The sequence below is a fragment of the Metabacillus sp. KJ11-3 genome (assembly GCF_055808295.1).
In genome coordinates this window covers 3261163-3285343 of record NZ_CM147865.1, presented here as the reverse complement: position 1 = coordinate 3285343, position 24181 = coordinate 3261163, and the positions used below count along the sequence as shown (strand labels likewise).

20 protein-coding genes are annotated in these 24181 nt (G+C 36.5%); 18 read left to right on the top strand and 2 right to left on the bottom strand.

The features are described from left to right. Positions 1–9: 9 nt before the first annotated feature. Entirely contained in the window at positions 10–1203 is a 1194-nt protein-coding gene (locus AC0L8O_RS16520; protein ID WP_473443857.1) for an MFS transporter, read from the bottom strand. 420 nt (positions 1204–1623) lie between these two features. On the opposite strand from AC0L8O_RS16520, the gene sda reads away from it, so the two are divergent. Then, positions 1624–1761 (top strand): sporulation histidine kinase inhibitor Sda, encoded by a 138-nt coding sequence (gene sda, locus AC0L8O_RS16515; protein ID WP_473443855.1) that lies wholly within the window; start codon positions 1624–1626, stop codon positions 1759–1761. A gap of 112 nt (positions 1762–1873) precedes the next feature. Here the strand turns inward: sda and AC0L8O_RS16510 are convergent, their stop codons facing one another. Beyond that, entirely contained in the window at positions 1874–2749 is an 876-nt protein-coding gene (locus AC0L8O_RS16510) for a LysR family transcriptional regulator (protein ID WP_473443854.1), read from the bottom strand. Positions 2750–2888: 139 nt separating this feature from the next. Here AC0L8O_RS16510 and AC0L8O_RS16505 point away from each other — a divergent pair, with 139 nt between their 5' ends. The 17 genes from AC0L8O_RS16505 to AC0L8O_RS16425 all read left to right on the top strand — a co-directional run bounded on the left by AC0L8O_RS16505 (position 2889) and on the right by AC0L8O_RS16425 (position 24181). Then, positions 2889–4019 (top strand): acetyl-CoA C-acetyltransferase, encoded by a 1131-nt coding sequence (locus tag AC0L8O_RS16505; RefSeq protein ID WP_473443852.1) that lies wholly within the window; start codon positions 2889–2891, stop codon positions 4017–4019. 73 nt (positions 4020–4092) lie between these two features. Beyond that, a complete protein-coding gene (locus AC0L8O_RS16500; protein WP_473443850.1) occupies positions 4093–4782 on the top strand; it encodes a CoA transferase subunit A in 690 nt (229 codons plus the stop codon). A gap of 18 nt (positions 4783–4800) precedes the next feature. Further along, positions 4801–5460, top strand: coding sequence for a 3-oxoacid CoA-transferase subunit B (locus tag AC0L8O_RS16495; RefSeq protein WP_473443848.1), 660 nt, complete (start codon positions 4801–4803; stop codon positions 5458–5460). A 730-nt stretch (positions 5461–6190) separates the two neighbouring features. After that, positions 6191–7060 (top strand): ABC transporter permease, encoded by an 870-nt coding sequence (locus AC0L8O_RS16490; RefSeq protein ID WP_372496259.1) that lies wholly within the window; start codon positions 6191–6193, stop codon positions 7058–7060. A 57-nt stretch (positions 7061–7117) separates the two neighbouring features. Next, positions 7118–7978, top strand: coding sequence for a carbohydrate ABC transporter permease (locus tag AC0L8O_RS16485; RefSeq protein WP_368659509.1), 861 nt, complete (start codon positions 7118–7120; stop codon positions 7976–7978). A 69-nt stretch (positions 7979–8047) separates the two neighbouring features. Then, complete coding sequence (locus AC0L8O_RS16480) at positions 8048–9625, top strand: extracellular solute-binding protein (RefSeq protein WP_473443846.1); 1578 nt, start codon at positions 8048–8050, stop codon at positions 9623–9625. A 100-nt stretch (positions 9626–9725) separates the two neighbouring features. After that, the gene (locus tag AC0L8O_RS16475; protein WP_473443844.1) at positions 9726–11474 is read left to right on the top strand and encodes a glycoside hydrolase family 2 TIM barrel-domain containing protein; all 1749 of its coding nucleotides are present in this window, start codon (positions 9726–9728) and stop codon (positions 11472–11474) included. Beyond that, entirely contained in the window at positions 11462–12094 is a 633-nt protein-coding gene (locus AC0L8O_RS16470) for a DUF4982 domain-containing protein (RefSeq protein ID WP_473443842.1), read from the top strand. Before AC0L8O_RS16475 ends, AC0L8O_RS16470 begins: the two co-directional genes overlap by 13 nt. Positions 12095–12122: 28 nt before the next feature. Beyond that, positions 12123–13124 (top strand): glycoside hydrolase family 43 protein, encoded by a 1002-nt coding sequence (locus AC0L8O_RS16465; protein ID WP_473443840.1) that lies wholly within the window; start codon positions 12123–12125, stop codon positions 13122–13124. Between the two features lie 55 nt (positions 13125–13179). After that, a complete protein-coding gene (locus tag AC0L8O_RS16460) occupies positions 13180–14796 on the top strand; it encodes a glycoside hydrolase (RefSeq protein ID WP_473443838.1) in 1617 nt (538 codons plus the stop codon). Positions 14797–14973: 177 nt separating this feature from the next. After that, positions 14974–15753: an SDR family oxidoreductase gene (locus tag AC0L8O_RS16455; RefSeq protein WP_473443836.1), complete on the top strand. Its 780-nt coding sequence runs from the start codon at positions 14974–14976 to the stop codon at positions 15751–15753. A gap of 478 nt (positions 15754–16231) precedes the next feature. After that, complete coding sequence (lacZ, locus tag AC0L8O_RS16450; RefSeq protein WP_473443834.1) at positions 16232–19291, top strand: beta-galactosidase, LacZ type; 3060 nt, start codon at positions 16232–16234, stop codon at positions 19289–19291. Positions 19292–19347: 56 nt separating this feature from the next. After that, the gene (locus AC0L8O_RS16445; RefSeq protein ID WP_473443832.1) at positions 19348–20241 is read left to right on the top strand and encodes a family 43 glycosylhydrolase; all 894 of its coding nucleotides are present in this window, start codon (positions 19348–19350) and stop codon (positions 20239–20241) included. 100 nt (positions 20242–20341) lie between these two features. Further along, entirely contained in the window at positions 20342–21376 is a 1035-nt protein-coding gene (locus AC0L8O_RS16440) for a LacI family DNA-binding transcriptional regulator (RefSeq protein WP_473443830.1), read from the top strand. Between the two features lie 264 nt (positions 21377–21640). After that, positions 21641–22069, top strand: a complete 429-nt coding sequence (locus tag AC0L8O_RS16435) for a DUF5392 family protein (protein ID WP_473443828.1) — start codon at positions 21641–21643, stop codon at positions 22067–22069. A gap of 505 nt (positions 22070–22574) precedes the next feature. After that, entirely contained in the window at positions 22575–23414 is an 840-nt protein-coding gene (locus AC0L8O_RS16430; RefSeq protein ID WP_473443826.1) for an AraC family transcriptional regulator, read from the top strand. A 14-nt stretch (positions 23415–23428) separates the two neighbouring features. Further along, the gene (locus tag AC0L8O_RS16425; RefSeq protein WP_473443824.1) at positions 23429–24181 is read left to right on the top strand and encodes a sugar phosphate isomerase/epimerase family protein; all 753 of its coding nucleotides are present in this window, start codon (positions 23429–23431) and stop codon (positions 24179–24181) included.

Below are 24181 nucleotides of genomic sequence, written 5' to 3'. Positions count from 1 at the left end.
TCCACCCCATCACTGTTCTGAACTGGTTAATTTGGCTGGTGAAGCTTTAGATAGTGTCTGTTGTTTCCAAGCAAGAGTTAACCCTGTGCCAATGGCTAAAAAAATCGTCGCAAAATAAAATGGATAATTTAAATTGATATCAAATAGTATACCTCCGATAATTGGACCAAAGACATTTCCAATACTCGTAAACATTGAATTCATACCACCTACAAAACCTTGTTCGTTTCCGGCTATTTTAGAAAGATAGGTGGTTACAGCAGGTCTCATTAAATCAAATCCTATAAAAACGATAATTGTCGTAAATAAAATCAAAAAGTATTGATTGACAATGGTGACGAATAAGACAAGAATCGCTGAAAATAAGAGGCTGTACCGAATTAAACGAATTTCACCAAACCATCTTGTAAGTCGATCAAATAAAGCTATTTGAGCAATTGCCCCAACAATAGCTCCCCCAGTAATCATAATGGCAATATCCTTTGGAGTAAATCCAAACTTATGATCAACAAATAGAGCAAATAAAGATTCAAAAGAGGATAAGCCAAATGCTGAAATTAAGATAATCATAAATGAAATGAAATATACAGGTGAAAAAATTCGGTTTAATCCGGCTTTTTGATCTGAATTTTCTTCATATTCCATATTTCGTTCGGGTTCTTTTAATGTAATCAAAGATAAAACGGCAGCAAAAATACCTAACATACCAGCAAAGAAAAACGGGACACGAGTTCCCATTTCTGCTAAAAAACCTCCAATTCCAGGGCCGATAATGAATCCTGTTGAAATGGCTGCAGACATGTAGCCAAGTGCTTTCGGTCGTGTTTCTAATGATGTAGTATCTGCAATAAAGGCGGTTACGGCTGGCATAATAAATGCTGCACTAACACCTCCAAGTATACGTGAAAGAAACAGGACACTCAGAGTATTTCCGACACCGAATAACAATTCTGAAATTCCAAATATAAATAAACCTATTACAATCATTCTTTTTCTGCCAAATTGGTCTACCCAACGGCCTGCTATCGGTGATACAACTAATTGTGCTACAGCAAATGCTGCAACCATATAGCCTACAATTGAGCCTGATAAATGTAACTCATTCATAATTGTAGGAGTAACAGGGATAACAAGTCCTATGCCTAAAAAGGCTATAAATAGATTCAGCAATAATATCGCTAAAGTAATGTTCTGTCTTGACATGCTTATCATCTCCATGAAAGATTTTTTGCAACTACAAGACGTTATTTTAAACTCTCCCTTAAGGGAAGAGTCAACTGTTTTGTTTATAAATAAGGCTGTTTTCGCATACTTTGTCGTTATTTAATATAGTTAAGGGTGAAAATTAGTTCGTTCCATTCCGCTTCAGACACTCCATGCGCCGGAGAGGAAGCTGAGCCTCCTCAGCTTCGCCTGCGGGGTCTCACCCTTTCTACTACTTCCCGCAGGAGTCGAGTGTCTTCAGCTCCATTTCACTATAGAGTTAAGAAATTTTTAAAAGGTAATAATATTTACAAAAAACCCTTATTTAATGTGGATTAATTTAGTGTCCAAGTTGTATCAGGTATTGTTGATTTAATAGCAGATAGAAGGAACAAGCATAATAATGGGGGAAGTACTAATATGTTAAAAGAATTAAGTAATGAGTTACTAATTAGTATATATAAAAAATCTGTTATCTTAAGCCAGGATACTAAAATAATTAAGGTTTTAAAGGAAGAAATACAAAAACGAAATCTATTACAACTAATAGACGGTTAATCTAGTTTTTTACTAATAGATTGTACAACAAGCTCGAATTCTTTGTATTGAAGGAATTCGAGCTTATTTATTTAAGCAGAAGATAATAATAATGGAATGGAGAAGATTCATGTTAAAATTCCTCTGAAACAAACTTCAAAAGAGTCCTGACAGCAAATGATTGATATCGGTCTTTTTTCGTAATAAATCCAAGCTCCCACATAGGTGGAGACAATAATGTAATCATCTTAATGTTGTGATGATCCATTTTTCTATAGATAGACCTCGGTAATAGCGTAATACCAAGCTCCGCTCCAACCAATTCTGTTATTAAATCCCACTGTGAGCTTTCATATGCAATATTTGGTTGAAAGCCTGCTTTTTGACATTCGTTAATAATTAATTTGTGTAAGGCAAATTCCCTATTGAAAAGAATAAAATGTTCTTCTGCTAATTGGTTGATGGTAACCTCTTTCGAATCTGTTAGTCGATGCTTTGTGCTTGTATAAAGCATGAATTCCTCTTTTATAAACGGAGTAATTTCAAACTTGTTATGATCTGTTGGAAACACAATGATCCCCACATCAACATGACCCTCATCTACTAAGTGTTCAATTCGTTTAGCACCGAGTTCAACTAATTCTAATTCTACCTCTGGATAGTGCTTATTGAATTTTTTCGCTATTGCGGGGAAAAAAAGCGTCCCAATTAATGGAGGTATGCCAATCTTAATTTTTCCTGTTGGCAAATTGATTAAATCATCTAAAAGGACAGATAGCTCATCAGTAGCTCCTAATATTTTAGAAGCTTGTTTGAAGACAATTTCTCCTGCATCAGTCAATTTTAATGAACGTGTTGACCGTTCAAATAGTTCTACTCTGAGCTCTGTTTCTAATTTTTTTATTGATTTACTTAAGGTTGGTTGTGAGATATAGGCACTTTCAGCTGCTTTAGTGAAGCTGCCGTATTGTGCTACTTCAGTAAAATATTTTAGATCCTTTAATTCCAAATTCATCACCTACTTATTCTGTTTTGGAATGAAAAATATAACTATTATTCATTTTACTCATAAATGAGAATGCTGTAAATTAATAAGTAAATATATGGTGGAAACTCCGAATAAACTGTTAATGGGGAGGAACTGGTTGATGGAAAATAATGAGGTTGTAATTGTAAGCGCTTTAAGAACGCCGATAGGTCAATTTGGAGGAAGCTTAAAAAATATTAGTGCCGTCCAATTAGGTTCACATGTAATTAAAGCGGTGATCGAAAAAGTTGGAATTAGTGGAGATCAAATTGATGAAGTCATCATGGGAAATGTTCTTCAAGCAGGTCTTGGGCAAAACCCGGCTAGGCAATCTGCTATACACGCAGGGCTTCCTGAACATGTTTCTGCTTTTACATTAAATAAAGTGTGTGGATCAGGATTGAAAGCCGTTCATTTAGCGACTCAAGCCATTTTAACAGGAGATGCTGAAATCGTTGTTGCCGGTGGAATGGAAAATATGAGTCAAGCACCTTATTTATCTATGAGAGCTAGAGAAGGGTTTCGAATGGGAGATCAGAAGCTCATTGATAGTATGATTCATGATGGATTGTGGTGTGCGTTTAATGATTATCATATGGGAATCACGGCTGAAAATATTTGTGACCAATATGAAGTCACACGACAGGAACAAGATGAATTTGCTGCATGGAGCCAAGAAAAAGCAGCAATAGCAATAAACGATGGGAAATTTGAAGATGAAATTGTAGCTGTTGAAATACCGCAGCGTAAAGGAGAGTCTATTTATTTTGATAAGGATGAATATGTAAAGGCGGGAACAACAGTAGAGAAATTAGGTAAGCTAAGGCCAGCTTTTAAAAAAGATGGACGCGTAACCGCAGGTAATGCTTCAGGAATTAATGATGGAGCAGCTGCTGTACTCATGATGAGTTTACGTAAAGCAAAAGAACTTGGGATCGAACCGTTAGCTAAAATTCGTGGGAACGCAAGTGCAGCCGTTGACCCAAGTTTAATGGGAATAGGGCCAGTGCCAGCTACGAAAAAAGCGTTAAATAAGCTTGGACTTACAATCAATGACATGGATTTAATCGAAGCAAATGAAGCTTTTGCAGCCCAAGCTTTAGCGGTTGGCAAGGAGCTTCAATTTTCGAATGATAAAGTAAATGTCAATGGTGGTGCCATTGCCCTGGGCCATCCGATTGGAGCAAGTGGTGCAAGAATCCTCACAACATTAATTCATGAATTAAAAGAAGAAACGGAAAATATGGTTTAGCGACGTTATGTATCGGTGGTGGTCAAGGAGTTTCAACCATAATCGAAAACTATGAAACAAGGGGTGTATGAGGATGAAAAAGATATTTACTAGTTTTGAAGAAGCCGTGCAAGACATTAAAGACGGAATGACGCTAATGGTTGGGGGATTTGGGCTGGTTGGAATACCAGAGAACCTTATTAAAGCTCTATGTGTGAAAAATGTAAAAGATTTAACAGTCATTTCAAACAATTGTGGAGTAGATGATTGGGGACTTGGACTTTTACTTCAAAATAAACAAATTAAAAAAATGATCTCATCTTATGTTGGTGAAAATAAAGAGTTTGAAAGACAAGTATTAAACGGTGAATTAGAGGTACAGTTGACACCACAAGGTTCTTTAGCAGAGAAAATACGCGCCGGTGGAGCGGGAATTCCTGCCTTTTATACCCCGGCTGGAGTAGGGACTCGTATTGCAGAAGGTCGGGAAATAAGAAAATTTAATGGAAAAGAATATTTACTTGAAGAATCCCTTACTGCCGATTTTAGTCTAATAAAAGCATGGAAAGCAGACAAGATGGGCAATGTTATTTATCGTAAAACAGCGCAAAACTTCAATCCTATTATGGCGGCAGCAGGGAAAAACACAATTGCAGAGGTAGAGGAAATTGTGGAAGTTGGAGAATTAGATCCAGATCACATCCATACCCCGAGTATTTATGTTCAAGGCTTAATCGTTGGGAAACATGAAAAGCGGATTGAACGACTTACGGTTCAAGCATAAAATAGAGGAGGGAAAAGGATGACGAAAAATGTCAGAGTACAAATCGCGCAAAGGGCTGAAAAGGAAATTCAAGATGGATTCTATGTGAATTTAGGCATTGGAATGCCTACAATGGTTGCGAACTATATTTCTGAAAATAAAAATGTGGTTTTGCAATCAGAAAATGGTCTATTGGGTATTGGACCTTATCCGTTGAGAGAAGAAGTAGATCCGGATTTAATTAACGCGGGAAAAGAAACAGTAACCGCAATAGAAGGAGCGAGCTTCTTTAGTAATGCAGAATCCTTTGCTATGATACGCGGAGGTCACATTGATTTAGCTATCCTAGGTGGCATGGAAGTTTCAGAAAAGGGTGATCTTGCTAACTGGATGATTCCGGGAAAAATGATAAAAGGAATGGGAGGGGCAATGGATTTAGTTCACGGTGCTAAAAAAATTATTGTGATCATGGAACACGTGAACAAGGCCGGAAACCCAAAGATTCTTAAGAAATGCTCGTTACCATTAACAGGCCAAAATGTGGTTGATCGAATAATAACAGATCGTGCGGTTATTGATGTTTCGAAGAATGGATTGGAATTGATTGAAGTAGCAAATGGGTATAGTGTTCAGGATGTGATTGAGTCTACAGAGCCTAAGTTGATCATTTCCGATCAAGTTGTGAATAGTTCATATTAGAAATTATATAGGGAAGGTGTAAATTTCCTGGCTTTTAAGATGGTAAAGCTTCAATTCTTATATTTATATATTGAATTTGAAGCTTTCTTTGTCATTTCTATAAATGTACGTAGAGCGGCAAAATAGGAAACAGAAGTTGAGATTATCCAAGAAAAGGCAATAAAATAAATTTCTAATTTTGAAAAAATGGTATTTACTTTTAATAGGAACGGAACTATAATGAATCTTAAGTAACCGCTTTCAAAAAAGGTGTTGAATAATTAAAGTGGCATAAGCATAAAGATATTATTGTTAAAAATGAAACCCGTTTCATTATTGATGCACAAACTAAGAAAATGTGATAACAATAATGTTGAGTTAGTATACGTTTTTATGAAACCCGTTTCATTTTAAATTGAGTGAAGTGATACATACATAGTGTAACTTCTCAAACAATAAAGGTTTTATGCACTTTTATGAAACCCGTTTCATTTCTAATGTATTCTTTACTTATTATCGCTGTCTACAATGCCTATTAGTTATTCATTAAACATATTGCTATTAGATTAGTACTCTTTCAATATTACCGGTCATTCTTTTGTAAGACGGTTGCTGCTTTGAAGTTAAGATCATGAGTATAGGGGGGATTTAGATGAAAACCGTTACTGTGCAATCACAGACACCTGTTGTTAAAACAAAAACGAAAGAGTCTCGATTTAAAAGAATATGGAAGAACCGAACTCTTCTTCTTATGTGTATGCCTGCCATTATCTTCTTTGCTATATTTGCTTATCTTCCAATGCCGGGACTTTATCTCGCTTTCGTCAATTATGATTATTCACTTGGTATTTTTAAAAGTGCTTTTGTAGGCTTGGAAAATTTTCGTTTCTTGGTTATGACAGGTGATTTATGGAAGTTAACCTTTAATACGATTGCTTATAATCTCGCCTTCATCATATTAGGTAATTTCCTGCAAATAGCTGTGGCCATCATGCTTAATGAATTAAGAAACAAATGGTTTAAAAAAATATCACAAACCATTATGTTTTTACCACATTTTATTTCCGCCGTTTTAGTTGGTCTTTTAGCCTATAACATACTCAGTTATGATTATGGTTTACTTAATTCATTTTTAGAATTGGTTGGCTTGGATCCTGTACAAACTTATTCGAATCCGGCGATTTGGCCTTATATCATCGTCATTACTTTCCTCTGGCAATCTACAGGTTATGGATCAATCGTCTATTTTGCTGCGATTATGGGTCTTGATAAATCCATCTTAGAAGCTGCAGAAATTGACGGGGCAAATGCTTTTCAACGTATTCGCTATATTATTATTCCTTGGCTGAAGCCTACTTTTATCATCTTGTTACTGTTTTCTTTAGGTGGAGTATTAAAAGGGAATTTCGGGTTGTTTTATAACCTAGTTGGTGCTAATAATACAATGCTTTATCCTACCACAGATATTATCGAAACCTATGTATTCCGAACATTAATGACGAATTTTAACTTTTCTTTAGGAAGTGCAGTAAGTTTATATCAATCAATTTTTGGATTCTTTATCGTTATTACAGCTAACTGGATTGTTAAAAAGGTTTCACCGGAAAACTCATTATTCTAAAGGAGGGATGTACTTGTGGAAAATACATATAGACGAAATGTGGATTTTTCTACGATCATGGTTCGTGTGATTGGATATGGTTGTATTGGGTTATTTGCTCTATGTTGTCTTTTACCCTTTGTCTTAATTTTATCGTCATCTTTCACTTCTGAGAAGGCGATTATGGAAAGTGGATTTGCATTATGGCCAAAAGAGTTTTCTACGTTTGCATATGAAATTGTTTTCCGAAATCCAAGGCTTATTATTGGATCTTATGTTGTAACAATGGGTATTACGATTGTTGGAACGGCTGTTGGTTTGTTTATTGTGGCCATGACTGGTTATGCCTTGCAACGTGCGGATTTCCTGTATCGTAATAAAATTTCGTTCTATATTTACTTTACAACCCTGTTTTCAGGTGGACTTGTTCCATTTTATCTATTGATTACTCAGTATTTGGATCTGAAAGATAATTATCTTGCCGTATTGCTCCCAGGATTGCTGAGTCCTTTTCTTATCATAATGATGAAGGCGTTTACAAAGTCGATTCCCCATGAGATTACAGAATCTGCAAAGATGGATGGTGCAGGTGATTTCACGATCTTTTTAAAATTAATTTTACCGATGTCTACGCCGGCCTTAGCGACAATTGGACTTTTTATTGCCTTAGGATATTGGAATGAATGGTATAATGCCATGCTTTTCCTTTCACCTAATATGGAATATCGGCCTCTTCAGTTGTTTCTTTATAACGTCATTACAAGTGCTGACTTTATAAGAAACTCTGCGGCAGCTTCTAATGTTGCACCACAAGAAATTCCTTTGGAATCTATGAAAATGGCAACAGCCGTTGTGGCTACCGGTCCTGTTATTCTGTTTTATCCGTTTGTACAAAGGTTTTTTATTCAAGGTATTACAATTGGTGCAGTTAAGGGCTAATGAATATGAGTAAGGATTTTTCCTTGTTTCATAGATTAAGAATGAAAAAGATAAAGGGGAGGAAATGAAATGTTGAAGATGAAAAAATTCTTCGTACTAGTCATGGTCATGCTGTTAACCTTTAGCCTTGTGGCATGTAATGGATCAAGCCAAGCAAACTCAGAAAACAAGAAACCAACTACAAAGGTTAATGAAAATGGGGAAATTGATACGTCAGAATTTGTCAATATTACAATGATGGCGTTGGGGGATAAACCAACAAACGGTCAATTAGAAAAAGTAATGGAGCAAGTAAATGCAAAATTAGAGGAAAAAGTAAATGCTCATCTTGAAATAAAATGGATTGAATGGGCTGACTATATGACAAAATATAATCTAACTCTAGCTTCAGGTGAGCCGGTTGATTTAATTATCACGGCTACTGACTGGTTAGATGCATGGGGTAATGCTCAAAAAGGTGCATTCATGGACATTACTGAACTTCTGCCAACTTATGCACCGAAAACATGGGAAGAAGTTTCTGATGAAAGCTGGGAGCAAACCAAGTACAATGGCAAAATTGTTATGATGCCAGAAGACTCTTTTACTCAATGGGTTAACCACGGATTTTTCTACCGCACAGATTGGGCTAAGGAGTTTGGAATTAATGAACCTATCAAAGATTTTGAAACATTAGGTAAGTACTTCCAAGGTATAGTCGATAATAAGCCGGGTGTGATTCCTTGGGATACACCGGGAACAAACGTTACAACAGCATGGGGATATACAACTTCCTATTCTGATCAGATTGAATTACCAATTGCTACAGGAGTATTTCCAATCTACTGGGGTAAATCAGCTGATGATCCGTATACCGTTGTTAGTCCGGTGTTTGAAGATCTTTTTGTAGATTATGCAAAAATGATGAAGGATTGGGCAGATAAAGGATATTGGCGTTCTGATGTATTAAATTATAAAGGTGATACTCGCGCATTATTCCAAGCTGGAAAAACTGGAGCTGATCAGCATCATACTGAAACATTCTCCACTTTGCGTCCGCAAATGGATGTGAAACAACCGGGATCTGAAATTGATATGTTTGCTTGGTCTGATACACGTAATAACTTAATCTCAATGTCTATTACTCATGGAGCTACGGCTGTTGGTGCACATAGCAAAAATCCGGAGCGTGCCCTTATGGTATATGACTTACTTCGCAATGATGAGGAAATTTACAAATTATTTAACTATGGTATTGAAGGAGTTCAATATGAAATCGTAGATGGCAAGCGTGTACGTCCTGAAGGATATGATGAGACAAAAGATTCATTTGCCTCTAATTTCTGGGGGGGGCGTGTAGATAAGTTCGAAATTCCTAGTTCTGACAGATGGGAAGGAATGCCTGAGATTTATGAAGAGTACGATAAAATTAAGAAGCCGTTCCCTTATGGACAATTTGTTTTTGATAGTACACCTGTAGAAGCTGAAATAGCTGCACTTTCACAAGTAACTGCACAAATGGTACCGGCAATTGCTTTTGGTAAAGCGGGTGATCCGGAAAAAGCTGTTGAAGATTTCCGTAAGAGATTAGAAGCAGCCGGTTATGAGAAGGTACAAAAGGAGATTCAAAAACAAATGGATGAATATAAAAAGCTTGTTGAAGGTTAAGTAGGAAAAAAGTGAAAAAAGGGCTATCAAGTATTCATGATAGCCCTTTATCTATCGATTTATTACTCTAACACAATTTTAAAAAGGAGTGGGGCTGATCATGGTTAATGTCATAACTGAACAATGGAATCCCGCTGTTAAAAGTAGAAAATTTAACTTTGATTGGAAATTTTTAAAAGGTGAAGACACTGATGTACATAAAATTCAGTTTGATGATTCAGATTGGCGTTCAGTAGATTTACCACATGATTGGAGCATAGAAGGTCCGTTTAAGAAAGAATATGCAAGTTCAACCGGGTATTTACCCGGAGGTATTGGTTGGTATCGAAAGAAATTCAGCGTTCCTGATCGCTTAAGAGGGAAAAGGATTATGATCCAGTTCGATGGGATTTATAAAAATAGCGAAGTTTGGATTAATGAACATTTTCTTGGGTTAAGACCTTATGGATACAGCTCATTTCAATATGATTTAACTCCTTTTATAAACTTCGACACACACGAAAATGTCATTGCTGTAAAGGTGGACCACTCAGATTTCGCGGATTCCCGTTGGTATCCGGGTTCTGGTATTTACCGAAACGTATTTATCAACTTGACTGATCATGTGTACATCAAGCCGTATGGTATATATATGACAACTCCGAATATTTCAACATCAGAAGCAGAAATTACCATTCAAACAAGTGTGAAAAATGAAACCAATCACAAAGGTGAAATCCAAATTGAACATCAAATAAAAGATGCTACTGGAAAAAAACTAATAGCTTGTTCTTCTATGGAAACCATTCAAGCAAATAGTGAACAAGACTATCATCATTCTATTATGTTGGAAAAGCCAAATCTTTGGTCACCTGAAAATCCGTATATATACAGTGTTGAAACGAAGGTGATAAAGAATAGTCAAGTGATTGATACTGAGACCACCCCTCTTGGAGTTCGATATTTTCACTTTGATGTGGACTCTGGGTTTTATCTAAATGGAGAAAATATCAAGATGAAAGGTGTATGTATCCATCATGATGCAGGGTGTCTTGGAGCAGCTGTACCTGATAAGGTTTGGCACAGGCGTTTGCAACGATTAAAAGAAGCTGGAGTAAATGCGATAAGAATGAGCCATAATCCGCCTGCACCAGAGTTATTGGATATGTGTGATAGGTATGGTTTTTTGGTTCAGGATGAGGCGTTCGATGAATGGGAATATCCCAAAAATAAATGGGTAGAGGGTTGGAATAAAGGCGAACCTTCACTTGACGGGTATGCATCAGACTTTACAGAATGGGCGGAGGCCGATTTAAGAGATATGGTAGTAAGGGATCGAAACCATCCGTCAATTGTTTTCTGGAGTATTGGAAATGAAATTGATTATCCTAATGATCCCTATTCGCATCCAGTACTTGAAGATCGCTATAAAGCGGAAAAGCCTGAAGCAAAGGGCATGGGTGATATTGCGAAAAGATTGGCAAATGTAGTAAAGCAATATGATCCAACAAGACCTGTAACAGCAGCACTGGCAAGTGTCATTATGTCCAATGAAACGGATTTCCCAGATGCACTTGATGTGGTTGGTTATAACTATCAGGAATTTCGTTATCATAAAGATCATGAAAAATACCCTAATCGAGTCATTTATGGAAGTGAAAACGGGAGACATCATAATGAGTGGAAGGCTGTAAAAAATAATGACTTCGTTTCAGGGCAATTTATTTGGACAGGAATTGACTATTTAGGAGAAGCCCGCGGATGGCCTGTTCGTCATGCAACACCGGGGATGCTTGATCTAGCAGGATTCAAGAAGCCGCTATTCTTTTTAAACAAAGTCAATGGTCTGAGAAAGATATGGTTTATGTAGGGGTAACGTCTATTAAAGAAGAACACCCTGATCAAATTCATTGGGACCATGAAGTAGTTGATGCTTGGAAAGGAATGGAAGGCGAACTTGTAAGGGTGGCATGTTGTACAAATTGCCCGGAAGTAGATCTACTTTTAAATGGGACATCACTTGGTATCAAAAAACAAAAAGACTTCGAAGGTGGATCGATCTATTGGGATATTCCATATGAGGAGGGGACGTTAAAAGCAGTAGGAAAAAGAAACGGTACCATTTGTTGTACCTATGAATTAACTACTGCTGGTATGCCTGCAAAGCTACACCTGCACTCTGATTCAACTACTCTTAAAGCTGACAAACAGGATATAGCACATGTAGAAGTAAATATCCTTGATGTAGATCATCTGCTTGTCTATGAGGCTAATAATCAAATAGACTGTGACATTGAAGGTCCTGGTGAAATTATTGGATTGGAATGCAGTAACCCAACAAGTCATCAAAATTATAAAGAAACCAACAGAAAGGCCTATCATGGGAAATTATTAATTTATGTTAGAGCCACTGACCAACCCGGTACAATTACATTAAAGGTATCCTCAGATGGTTTGGAAAGTTCCTCTGTCGTTATTGAGGTTAGGTGAAACAAATTTATTAACAGGAGATGCTTAAATGCCCTATAACATTGCTTCTGATACTTGCAATCCCAGGAATGGTCACCGTCTTGCAGATATTCCTGCACATGACCCATTTGTTTTATCACATAAAGAAACAAATACCTACTATTTATATACAACAGGAATTCCGGAATTAACAGATTTAGAAAGAAATGGAGTATTAGTTTACAAAAGTAAAGATCTAGTAGAGTGGGAGGGACCTTTTGTTATATTTGAGGTTCCTGACGGGACATGGGCACATCCTCAACATGGCACATGGGCACCGGAAGTTCACCAGTACAAGGGTAAATATTATTTATTTGTTACCCTCCATAATAGAGACAGTATATTAGCAGAACCACCAGAGGTTTGGAAAACGAATCATCTTCGAGGTACTGCTATTGCAGTATCAGATTCGCCGGAAGGTCCTTTCCGATTAATAAATAAGGATGGCCCTGTTCCACCAGCAAATTTTATGACATTAGACGGAACGCTGTATGAGGATGAGAATGGAAAACCGTGGATGGTATATTGTCATGAATGGATTCAGGTCATAGATGGTACGTTTGAAGCCATTCCATTAAAGCGGGATTTATCTGATGCCGAAGGTGAACCAATACATCTTTTTAAAGCTTCAGATGCTCCCTGGATAAATGCTGAACGAAAACCGGATGACAAGCCTCAAGTATATGTATCTGACGGGTGTCAACTATACCGGACAAAAGGCGGTCATCTCATCATGCTCTGGTCAAGTTATAACCAAGAAGGATATGTCCAGACAATTGCAAGATCTCAGTCAGGTAAACTGGAAGGACCTTGGGAACAGCTGGACCCATTAGTTAAAGGTGACAGCGGACACGGCATGCTGTTCAAGACCTTCGAAGACACCTGGATGCTCATTCTGCACCATCCCTTCAGCACCCCAGAATCCCGAGCAATAATCTATGAAGCAGAAGAAACCGAAGATCGTTTTAAAATAATTGGACCATGGGGACAGGTCCCTCGTCCCAAACAATGAAAGAGTTAGGAGACCATTCGTATTCTATCACTTTATCTAGTAATGGAGGTAAAATATGTTATTTAATAAAAAGGTAGTTTCAAGGTTTTGTCTATTATCCATATTTCTTTTAATGTTCACATTAATTCCAGCAAATCTTAAAGCAAAGGAAAACAATATGTCTACGAAAAAAAAGGAAAATACCCAAGAAATCACAATCAATGTAGAAAATAAATTCCAAGAAATTGATGGTTTCGGAGCATCCGGTGCTTGGTCCTTCGATAAAATCGGCTCTGAATGGTCTGAGGAAAATAAGAAGAAGGTTGCCGACTTGCTGTTTTCAACGGAAAAAGGAATTGGCTTATCCATGTGGCGTTTTAACATTGGCGCTGGGAGTGAAGAAACGGATAAGGAAATCATTACAGACCCGTGGAGAAGAGCAGAGAGTTTTAAAACAGGTGAAGATGAGCCGTATGATTGGTCCAAACAGGCTGGACAGCAATGGTTTCTTCATGCAGCAAAGGATAGAGGTGTCGAGGAATTTATTGCGTTTGTAAACAGTCCACCTGTATGGATGACGAAAAACGGTCACGCACAACCTGATCCTTCTGTAGGAAGTACGAATTTAAAAGAAGAATCAGTTGATGATTTCGCGGTATTCCTGGCAGATGTATTGGAACATTTTAAAGAAGAAAATGTACCATTTAACTATATTAGCCCTATTAATGAACCTACTTGGAACTGGGATTACGCTGGGCAGGAAGGTAACCGATATAACATAGAAGATATTAAAAAAGTCATATTGGCGTTACACTCGGAACTAGAAAAAAGAGGACTTGATACAGAAATTGACGCAACTGAAGCTGTAGAGTATACATCTCTGCTTGATGATGAGATGTATGGGGAATTTACTGGTAGTGATCGTGTATACAACAGCGGGAATGCCAATGGTAGTTATCCTGGAAAATACCGTGAATACATTAAAGAAATGTTAGGGGATCCCGAAATTAAAGATATCATTGGAAATAAAATTAGTGCACATGCATATTGGTCAGATCATTATTCAGGTGAAGACCGTCTCGTTCCATTAAGAAAATCTGTCCGGGAAAATCTAAATCAATACGGTCAAGATTTAAAATTCTGGATGTCGGAATATTGTATTTTGGGAAGTAATGGACCTGGAAGAGATTTAACAATGAAGACAGCACTTGATGTTGCAAGACTCATTCATTTTGACATGGTTGAAACGCAAGCCTCAGCATGGCAATGGTGGCTTGCTCTGTCAAATTATGATTATAAGGATGGGTTGATTTATACTGATTATTCTCAGCCTGGTGATGAGGAGTCAATCATTGAATCAAAATTACTTTGGGCAATGGGGAACTACAGCCGCTTTGTTCGACCAGGTGCGTACCGGGTTGATCTTCAAGGAGCAAATGATCAAGAGGAACTAATGGGTTCAGCATATTATCATGAAGAAGACGATCAACTATCTGCTGTGTTTGTTAATTACAGTACTGAAGAAAAGTCAGTAAAAGTGAATGTTGATCACCTTCCTGGAAAAAAGAAAGCGATCCAATTCAAACCATATGTTACATCTGAAAACAACGATTTAGAGGAAAAAAACCTAATCCCAGCTAAAAAAGCAGTTACCATTCCTCCACGATCAATTGTAACGTTAGTTGCTAAATAAGTAGAACAGCAAAGTCAATTGAGTGAAATACCGTTGAATCCTTATATCACGGTATTTCACTATGCCTTGTTATGGAAGGTCTATCTTAAAAATTTATATTTTTTCCTTTTCTTACATACTTAATACCAAAAATGGGTAAATTAATTTTAAAAATGTAAGAAAGGAAGGAGATATAATATGTCACTTCAAAACAAGGTTGCTCTCATTACGGGCGCAGGATCGGGAATTGGCCGTGCTGCGGCTTTACGTCTTGCAAAAGAAGGAGTAAAAATTGGACTTGTTGATTTAAAAGAGGAAAAGCTTAAACAAGTTAAACAGGATATTGAATCACAAGGCGGGGAAGCAATGATAACTGATACTGATGTATCAGATCCCAAAAGAGTTGAACAAAGTGTAAAAGAGATCTATGAAGAATGGAATCGATTAGATTATGTCTTTGCAAACGCAGGTATTAATGGGACAGTTGCACCGATTGAAGATCTATCCCCGGAGGAGTGGGATCAAACGATATCAACTAATTTAAAGAGTACTTTTTTAACGGTAAAGTACTCAATTCCTCATTTAAAAGTTAATGGAGGAAGTGTGGTAATAACAAGTTCAATTAACGGAAATCGTACGTTCAAAGGGTTTGGCATGTCAGCATATAGCTCTTCAAAAGCTGCTCAGGTGGCATTTGGTAAAATGGCCGCATTAGAACTTGCTAGATACCATATTCGAGTGAATATCATTTGCCCTGGGGCAATTGAAACAAATATCGGACAGAATACATTTCCTGAAAAAGAAAACTTAGAAAAGATAAAAATCCCGATTGAATATCCAGAAGGGGGTCAACCATTGGAGCATAAAGCCGGTGAACCTGAACAAGTTGCAGATTTGGTTCATTTTTTATTCTCTGATGCTTCAAACCATATAACAGGCACGAAAATATTTATTGATGGTGCAGAATCATTGTTATAAATGAAAGAGAAATAGAATTGAGTAAAAGTAAAAATAAAACTAATGAGAATCTTCATTAGTTTTATTTTTATATAGGGAAAACTTTCTACATCCTGATTAATTCTAAGAACATAGCAGAAATATCAGAAGGCGAGAATAAAATAATTGACACATATCTTTAAATAAAGGTAAAATGTGAGTATGGTATGAAAGTGCTTTCATTCAATCGTTTTCATCAAACTTCTTTTGATGAAATATTTGTTTGTTACCCCTAAAATGAAACCAGTTTCATTTTAATTTCTCCGAGAATTCTTCAGCTTTGGCTTTATTATGTAGTAGGAATAGGTGGTTAATAAAAAAATTCAAAAGAGAATGGCACCGGTTTCATCTAGTGGTTGTTGTTTGAAAAGATATAAGCCTATTATTCTCATAGTGAATTACTAAAAACAAATTATAATCGTAAATAGCAGTGTCTTAAAAAAGGAGTGTGGAGATATCCATGGCAACAACAAGTATGAACAAAAAAATGAATCCTAGCATTAGCTGGCTTACAGATCTTAATGTGTTTGCAGTAAATAGATTACCAGCACATTCAGATCACCTTTATTATGAAACTAAACAGGAGGCACAAGCTTCTTCTGCAATGAAATTAAGACATGATTTAAACGGAAGCTGGAAATTCCATTATTCTATAAATTCCAAAATGAGACCTGAACATTTTTATCAACAGGATTTCGATTGTATAGGATGGGATGATATTCAAGTACCTGGACATATTCAACTACAAGGATATGGACAGCCCCAATACGTGAATACGATGTATCCGTGGGACGGTCACAATGATATCCGTCCGCCTGAAATTCCGCAGGATCATAATCCGGTTGGAAGCTATGTAAAGTACTTTCATGTTCCGGAAAATATGCAAAATAGACCGGTTTATATTTCTTTTCAAGGTGTTGAATCAGCTTTTTATGTTTGGCTTAATGGTGAATTTGTAGGCTACAGTGAAGACTCATTTACTCCTTCTGAGTTTGATCTCACACCTTATTTAATGGAAGGGGAAAATAAACTAGCTGTTGAGGTTTATCAACGAAGTACTGGAAGCTGGCTTGAGGATCAGGATTTCTGGAGATTTTCTGGAATTTTTCGGGATGTATATCTTTACACTGTTCCTGAGATACATGTTTATGATTTACATGTTCGTGCAGAACTGGATTCTTCTTTTACGAAAGGAAAAGTTCAAGCTGATATTACGTTTTTATCTTCAGTACCTGAAGGGGCAACAATTATAGCGAAATTATGTGATAAAGAAAAGAATGTTGTGGCATCAACAAACTGTCAAACTAGTGGTAAGAATCCATCATTTCTAATGGAGCTCGATAAACCACATTTATGGAATGCAGAAAATCCATATTTATATAGATTATTTATAGAAATCTATAATGAGTCTGGTGCACTGGTAGAGGTTATTCCTCAAAAAGTAGGCTTCAGAAGATTTGAATTAGTAAATAATATTATGTGTATCAATGGTGAGCGTATTGTGTTCAAGGGTGTGAATCGACATGAGTTTAATTGCCGAAGCGGTCGAACCATCACAAAGGAAGATATGTTATGGGATATTAAGACACTAAAACAACATAATATTAACGCTGTTCGTACATCTCATTATCCAAATCAAAGCTATTGGTATGAACTGTGTGATGAATATGGTATCTATGTAATCGATGAAATGAATCTCGAAACACATGGGTCATGGCAAAAAATGGGTGCTGTTGAGCCTTCATGGAATATCCCGGGAAATAACCCAGAGTGGCAGGACATTGTGATGGATAGAGCCATCTCTATGTATGAAAGAGATAAAAATCATCCTTCCATTCTCATTTGGTCATGTGGGAATGAATCATATGCCGGAGAAGTTATTTTAACTGTTTCAAAATACTTTAAGTCTGTTGATCCAAGTCGTCTTGTCCACTATGAAGGAGTTTTTCATAATCGGGCATATAATGAGACAAGTGATATGGAAAGTCGTATGTATGCAAAACCGGAAGATATTGAGAAATATTTGAATGATGATCCTGAAAAGCCATATATAAGTTGTGAGTATATGCATGCTATGGGGAATTCTCTTGGCGGTATGTATAAGTATACTGACCTTGAAGAGAAATACCCAATGTATCAAGGAGGCTTTATCTGGGACTTTATTGATCAATCTTTAATAAAGAAAGATCGTTACGGTCAAGAATTTTTAGCATATGGTGGAGATTTTGGTGATCGTCCTTCAGACTATGGTTTCTGCACAAATGGAATTGTATATGCAAATCGAGAGCTGTCTCCCAAAATGCAGGAAGTGAAATTTTTATACCAAAATATCAAACTAATTCCAAATAGAAATGGTGTTGCAATTTATAATAATAATCTATTTATTGGTACAGAAGACTATGAATTAGAGTACAAGCTTTTACTGGAAGGGGAGGAAACTTTCAGAGGAGCAATTGATGTAGATGTTGCACCTCTTAGTAAGCAGCAAATTGAATTTGATTTACCAGAAGGTATCAAAGAGGCGGCCGGTGAGTATTGTATACAAACTTCAATGAAGTTAAAAAAGAATACCCTTTGGGCTGAGGCTGGATATGAAATTGCTTTTGGACAATTTATTTTCCATGAAGGCAGATCGATAAATGAAAAGATTGATCTACCAAAAGACAGCTTACGAGTTGTAAATGGAGATGTAAATATTGGTGTTCATGGCAAGGACTTTACGATCATGTTTTCCAAACAGGTTGGGAGCTTAACGTCTATTAAATATTCTGGGAAAGAAATGATTGAACAACCACCTTCACCTTTATTCTGGAGAGCGCAAACAGATAATGATAAAGGATATCAACAAAGCTTTCAATCCGGATGCTGGTTAACAGCCAGTATGGCAAGAAGATGTATTGGGGTTGAGCTTGAACATCAGCTTGACAGGGTTAAGGTAGAATTTACCTATAACTTCTCTATCTCTGCTGATATTGAGGTGAAAATTGCTTATATCGTATTTTCTGATGGAAGTGTAAGAGTAAAATCCGCTTATACTGGAGCTGAAAATCTTCCACAAATGCCGATATATGCTATTTCCTTTAAAGTATCTGCAGATTACGACCAGGTTGAAATGTATGCAATGGGTCCGGAAGAGAATTATTCAGACCGAGCTGAAGGAGCAAAACTTGGAATATATCAATCTCAAGTCATAAACAACACAGGTTATGTTGTTCCACAAGAGTCTGGTAACAGGACAGGAGTACGTTGGGCAAAATTAACAAACAACAATGGAAAAGGAATAAAAATTGCAGCCTCTACAGAGCCGTTAGAATGTACTTTCTCACCATATACTGCATTTGAACTTGAAAATGCTGCACATCATTATGAGCTTCCAAATGTTCACTATACAGTGGTAACAGTTGCCGGTAAGCAAATGGGTGTTGGCGGGGATGACAGCTGGGGGGCACCCGTACATGGCGAACATCTTATACAAGCAAACAAGGATATGGAGTTCGAGTTTAAGATAAGTAGAATATAGAAAGAGCCTAGGCTCTTTCTATTTTTCTACTATTGCTAAAAGAATGGAGGGGAAATATGGATATTATGACGCAAGCCCCTGTTATCAAGGGAGAGTGGGCAGATCCATTTATTTTAAAGGATGGCGAAGATTATTATTTATATCCCACCAAGGATAGTGATGGGTGGGTTTATGAAAAGTTTCACGTCTTTCATAGTAAGAATTTGATTGATTGGGATGGTCCTCATTTAGCCCTTGATTTGAATGATGTTTCATGGGCTAAAACAAAAGCATGGGCACCGGGAATTACGAAATACAATGGTAAATATTATATGTACTTTTCTGCAGAGGCACAAATTGGTGTCGCTGTTTCTGATTCTCCAATCGGTCCGTTTGTTGATATTCTTGGTCGACCGTTACTTTCAAAGGACGAATATGATTGTCAAAGTATTGATGCAGACTTATTTATTGATGATGATAACCAGCCATACCTGTTATGGGGTCAAGGGAAATGCTGGATTGTCCCTTTAGAGGATGACATGGTGACATTCAAAACAGAACCAATCTTGCTCTCGGATCAGCTATATGAAAATTGTAAAAAAGACCCAAGGGTATTTGATAGTGGTGTATATAATGAAGGACCTCATCTTCAGAAAGTGAACGGAAAGTATCTTCTAACATGGAGTAATTATGATACACGAGATCCAAGGTATCAAATTTGTTTTGCCACTAGTCAGCATATTTATGGTCCCTATGAGTATCCGGAAGATAATCGAGTGACACAGCCTTCAGATCAGTTTTTTGGCACCGGTCATGCTTCAATGACACACTATGAAAATGAGTGGTATTTGGTCTATCATAGATTAATTAACAAAGACCGAACACTCTTGCGGGAAACTTGTATAAGTAAAATAACATTTGAAGGTGAAAAGCCTGTTGTAAATGTTAATAAAACGATAAGTAGTTATTAGTATATAGTCGTTAGATTATCTTCAATTTGAAATTGATTGACAAGGAAAAATAAAGGGCTTATATTTGAAATGCAATCGGTTTCAAAAGTGGGGTAAAATAATGAATAAAAAAAATATTACAATTTATGATATTGCAAAAGAAGCGAATGTTTCACCAACAACTGTTTCAAGGGTATTAACGAATAATCCGCTTGTAAAGGAAAGTACCAGACAGAAGGTCCTTGCAAAAATGAAAGAACTGGATTTCTCACCTAATGAGGCAGCCAGAAGACTAACAAAGCCACAAGCAAATTTAATTGGGTTTATATTGCCAGATATAACAAACCCCTTCTTCTCGCAAATTTATATGGAAGTTGAGAAAAGAGCATTCCAAAAAGGGTATACAGTATTATTACGAAACTCAATGAGTAATAGTGAAGTTGAATCTACTTATCTACGTGAATTTACGGAAAGAAGAGCAGCTTGTATTGTCTTCATGGGAGGTCGTATTAATAAGACGAAGCCTTCAGAAGAAGAGATTCATGAAATGCAGGATGTGCTAAGTAAAGTTCCGATCATCATGATCAATGGTAAAATGAAGGGCGTTAAATCTGCCAATATTAGAACAAATGAAGAAGAAGGAATTCGATCAATTGTTGAGCATTTAGTTTCACTCGGACATAAGAAAATTGCTCTCCTAGGAGGAGTGAAAGGGATATCCTCTTCTGATAACAAACTTTCGAGTTTTAAGCGTGTATTAAAAGAATATAACTTAGAATTTAATGAAGAATGGCAAATTTATTCGGATTTTTCTGTTGATGCTGGACGAAAAGCGATGAAGAAGCTGTTAGAACAAGAGACATTGCCTAGTGCAATTATAGGTATTAATGATCTCATTATCTACGGAGCTTTCAAGGAATGCAGAGATCAACAAATTCCGATTGAAACATTCTCTTTTGTTGGGTTTGACGATATTTACCCATCTGACATCGTACATCCCAGCTTAACAACAGTTAATCATAATTATGAGGTACTAGTAAATGAAGTGATGAGAACGATTGATAGTATTATTAATGGAAAAGGGATTGGAAAAGGAAAAATTATCAATACTCAGCTCATTATTCGAGAGTCATCGAAAGAATCTTACTTGAGCTAAAATAGAGAAATGAAAGTTGATCAATACCTAAGAATGATATAAAATAAATATATAGTTCAATAGTTTAACTATCAACACATCCTTTTTTAAGGGGAGTAGCTTTTACAGCATAGTCGTCATTACGGAGTACAAAACTCTCGGCTTTGTTGGCAACAAAAATGTTGTTAGCGAGACCTTACCAATTTGGTATAGGTCTATTTGTATACATGAAACCGGCCTATACCAAGCGTATAGGCCAATTTCATTTTCAAAGGGAGGAATACAATGAAGATATTTACAAATATACCCCGATACGTAGAAAGAGAAATAGAAGAAATTCAAAAATTAACACTACCTATTATAAAGAAAACGAGAAAATATTCGTTTTTAGCTATTCTCATAATCCCAATCTCTATATTGAATTTACTTAGTTTGGTTTTTTTCACCCCTTGGAGCCAAGAAATGTTCATCTCTACCCTTATATTTGCGATCGTAGGGGCGCTGGGATTTGCTTTTCAAAAAGAAGTCAGATATTCCGCAAAGGAAATTCATAAAGTTAGCATTGCATATATGAAGGAAAGAGTAGAAAAAAGCAGAGTACTAGATCTTCATCGCCAACGTCATTATATTGAACTACTGAGTACACATCCTACTCGAACATTAAATACGTTCCAGCAATTTTTGGAAGAGGAAAATCGTCAAATCGGGTTGTAAATCCAAATTAAGCATCAGTTCCTAATAAGGGACTGATGTTCTTGTCCGTCTTTTTTTTATAGTTGATTCAAATACTAGGAACATTCAGCTCTGACATCTTAACCAACATAACCTCATAAATACTATCCTCTTTCTTAATTTCGCAATATCCACTATCGTAAATGTGGACGATTCTGTAAAGTTTTGATTCATAATAAACCACATCACCAACCTTCATTGTTAAGCCCTCTTTCTCTGCAAATGATTATCTTATAATTGACATTAATAACATTGGAAAACGTTTCCTAACAAGTAGAAAAATATGGATACTCATTCATTGCTGGAAAGTAAAAAGAGTGCAAAGTTTTTGTTTTATTTGAAGGGTTTCTATTGAAAACGTTTAACTAATAAATAGTACCAATAGACTCTCAGATAATTTTAAGGGAAAACAAGATAATATGAGACGATGAATGAACCGAATGATTTCACTATAATAAAGTTAGTTCCATTGGAGGTTTTGAATGAGATGCTGTCAGCAAGCTATCGACAAAAATGGAATGGGGAGTACAGCTTTTCTTATCATTCTCATCAGGATTATGAAATTTATTTTTTCCATGGTGGAGAATGCAGATATTTAATTCATAACCAAATTTATGATTTGGAGCCGGGTGACATTCTTGTCATGGATGGATTAACATTACACAAACCACATGTTAATCCAAAAAGGGAATATGTCCGGAGCGTGATTCAGTTTTCTCCTGTATGGATTAAAGGTCTTCTTACGGAAATGGGCAGTATGTATTTACTTGATACCTTTCAAACACTGCATAATTGTCTAATCCGGACAAATGAAAATGAGGAATCAAAGGAATTAGAGAGAGTTTTTGGCCGTCTGGCTACATTACGTAAAATAGCTAAAAAACCTACATTACAAGATGAGACTGAGATGAAAATACTATTACTTTATGCATTAAATATTGTACATAGGCTTGGCCAAATGAATTCGATTAAAATTCCTGATCAAAAAGAAGATAAAACCCTGCACGCTGAAAACATTGCAAACTATCTTCAACAGCATTATATGGGAAGGGTGACCTTACAGAGTGTTGCAGAGAATTTAAATTTAAGCAGATCTTATGTCTCAAAAGTTTTTAAAATGATGACAGGCTATACGGTGATGGAATTTGTGATGGAATGCAGACTTACACAAGCAAAGTATTTACTTGAAATGGAACCGCTTAAACCGATGAAGGATGTTGGGTATGAATCCGGATTTGAGAGCCCCACCCATTTTAGTCGTTATTTTCGCGAAAAAGTGGGTGTAACTGCAAAGGAATACCGGAAATTGCGATTAAATCATCAGTAAGGAAGTGGTGAGACATGTCTTATAAATTTGCAGCACAATTATATACATTACGTGAAGAGTTAAAAGAAGGAATCTATCCGTTATTTAAAGTCCTTAAGGAGATGGGCTGGGATGGTGTACAAATTTCTGCTTTGCCAAAGAATTATGATCAACAAGAAGTAGCCTTTGCTTTAAAAGAAAATAACTTGCAAGCGGCAGGAATGCATATATCATTAGATCGTTTAACAAATGACCTTGATGGTGTAATAAAAGAAGCGGAACTATATGAAACAAAAGATATTATCCTTCCATCTATTCCAAAAGAGTTACATCATGCAGAAGGATTTAAGGAAGTAAAGAGACGATTAAATCAAATCGCAAAGGAAGCACCTGAACAACGTATTTCCTATCATAATCATGCCTTTGAATTTGATATCGAAATTGAGGGTCAGGATGGACTTCATTACCTGCTTAATCCCGCAAACGATAACCATATCCTTGCAGAAATTGATGTGTATTGGGTAAAAAAGGCTGGTAAGGATCCTTTGGAATATCTTACTCCTTACGCAAATCGTATGCCAATTATCCATTTGAAAGATATGACAAATGATGTACGTCAAACTTTTGCAGAAGTAGGAACAGGTGTAATTGACTTTATCCCTATTTTGCAATGGGGTAAAGCGAATGGTATTGAATGGTATGCAGTTGAACAGGACATATGTGAACGTCCTCCATTAGAAAGCTTGGAAATGAGCTTAAGAAACTTACAGGAATTTGTGGAAAAATAA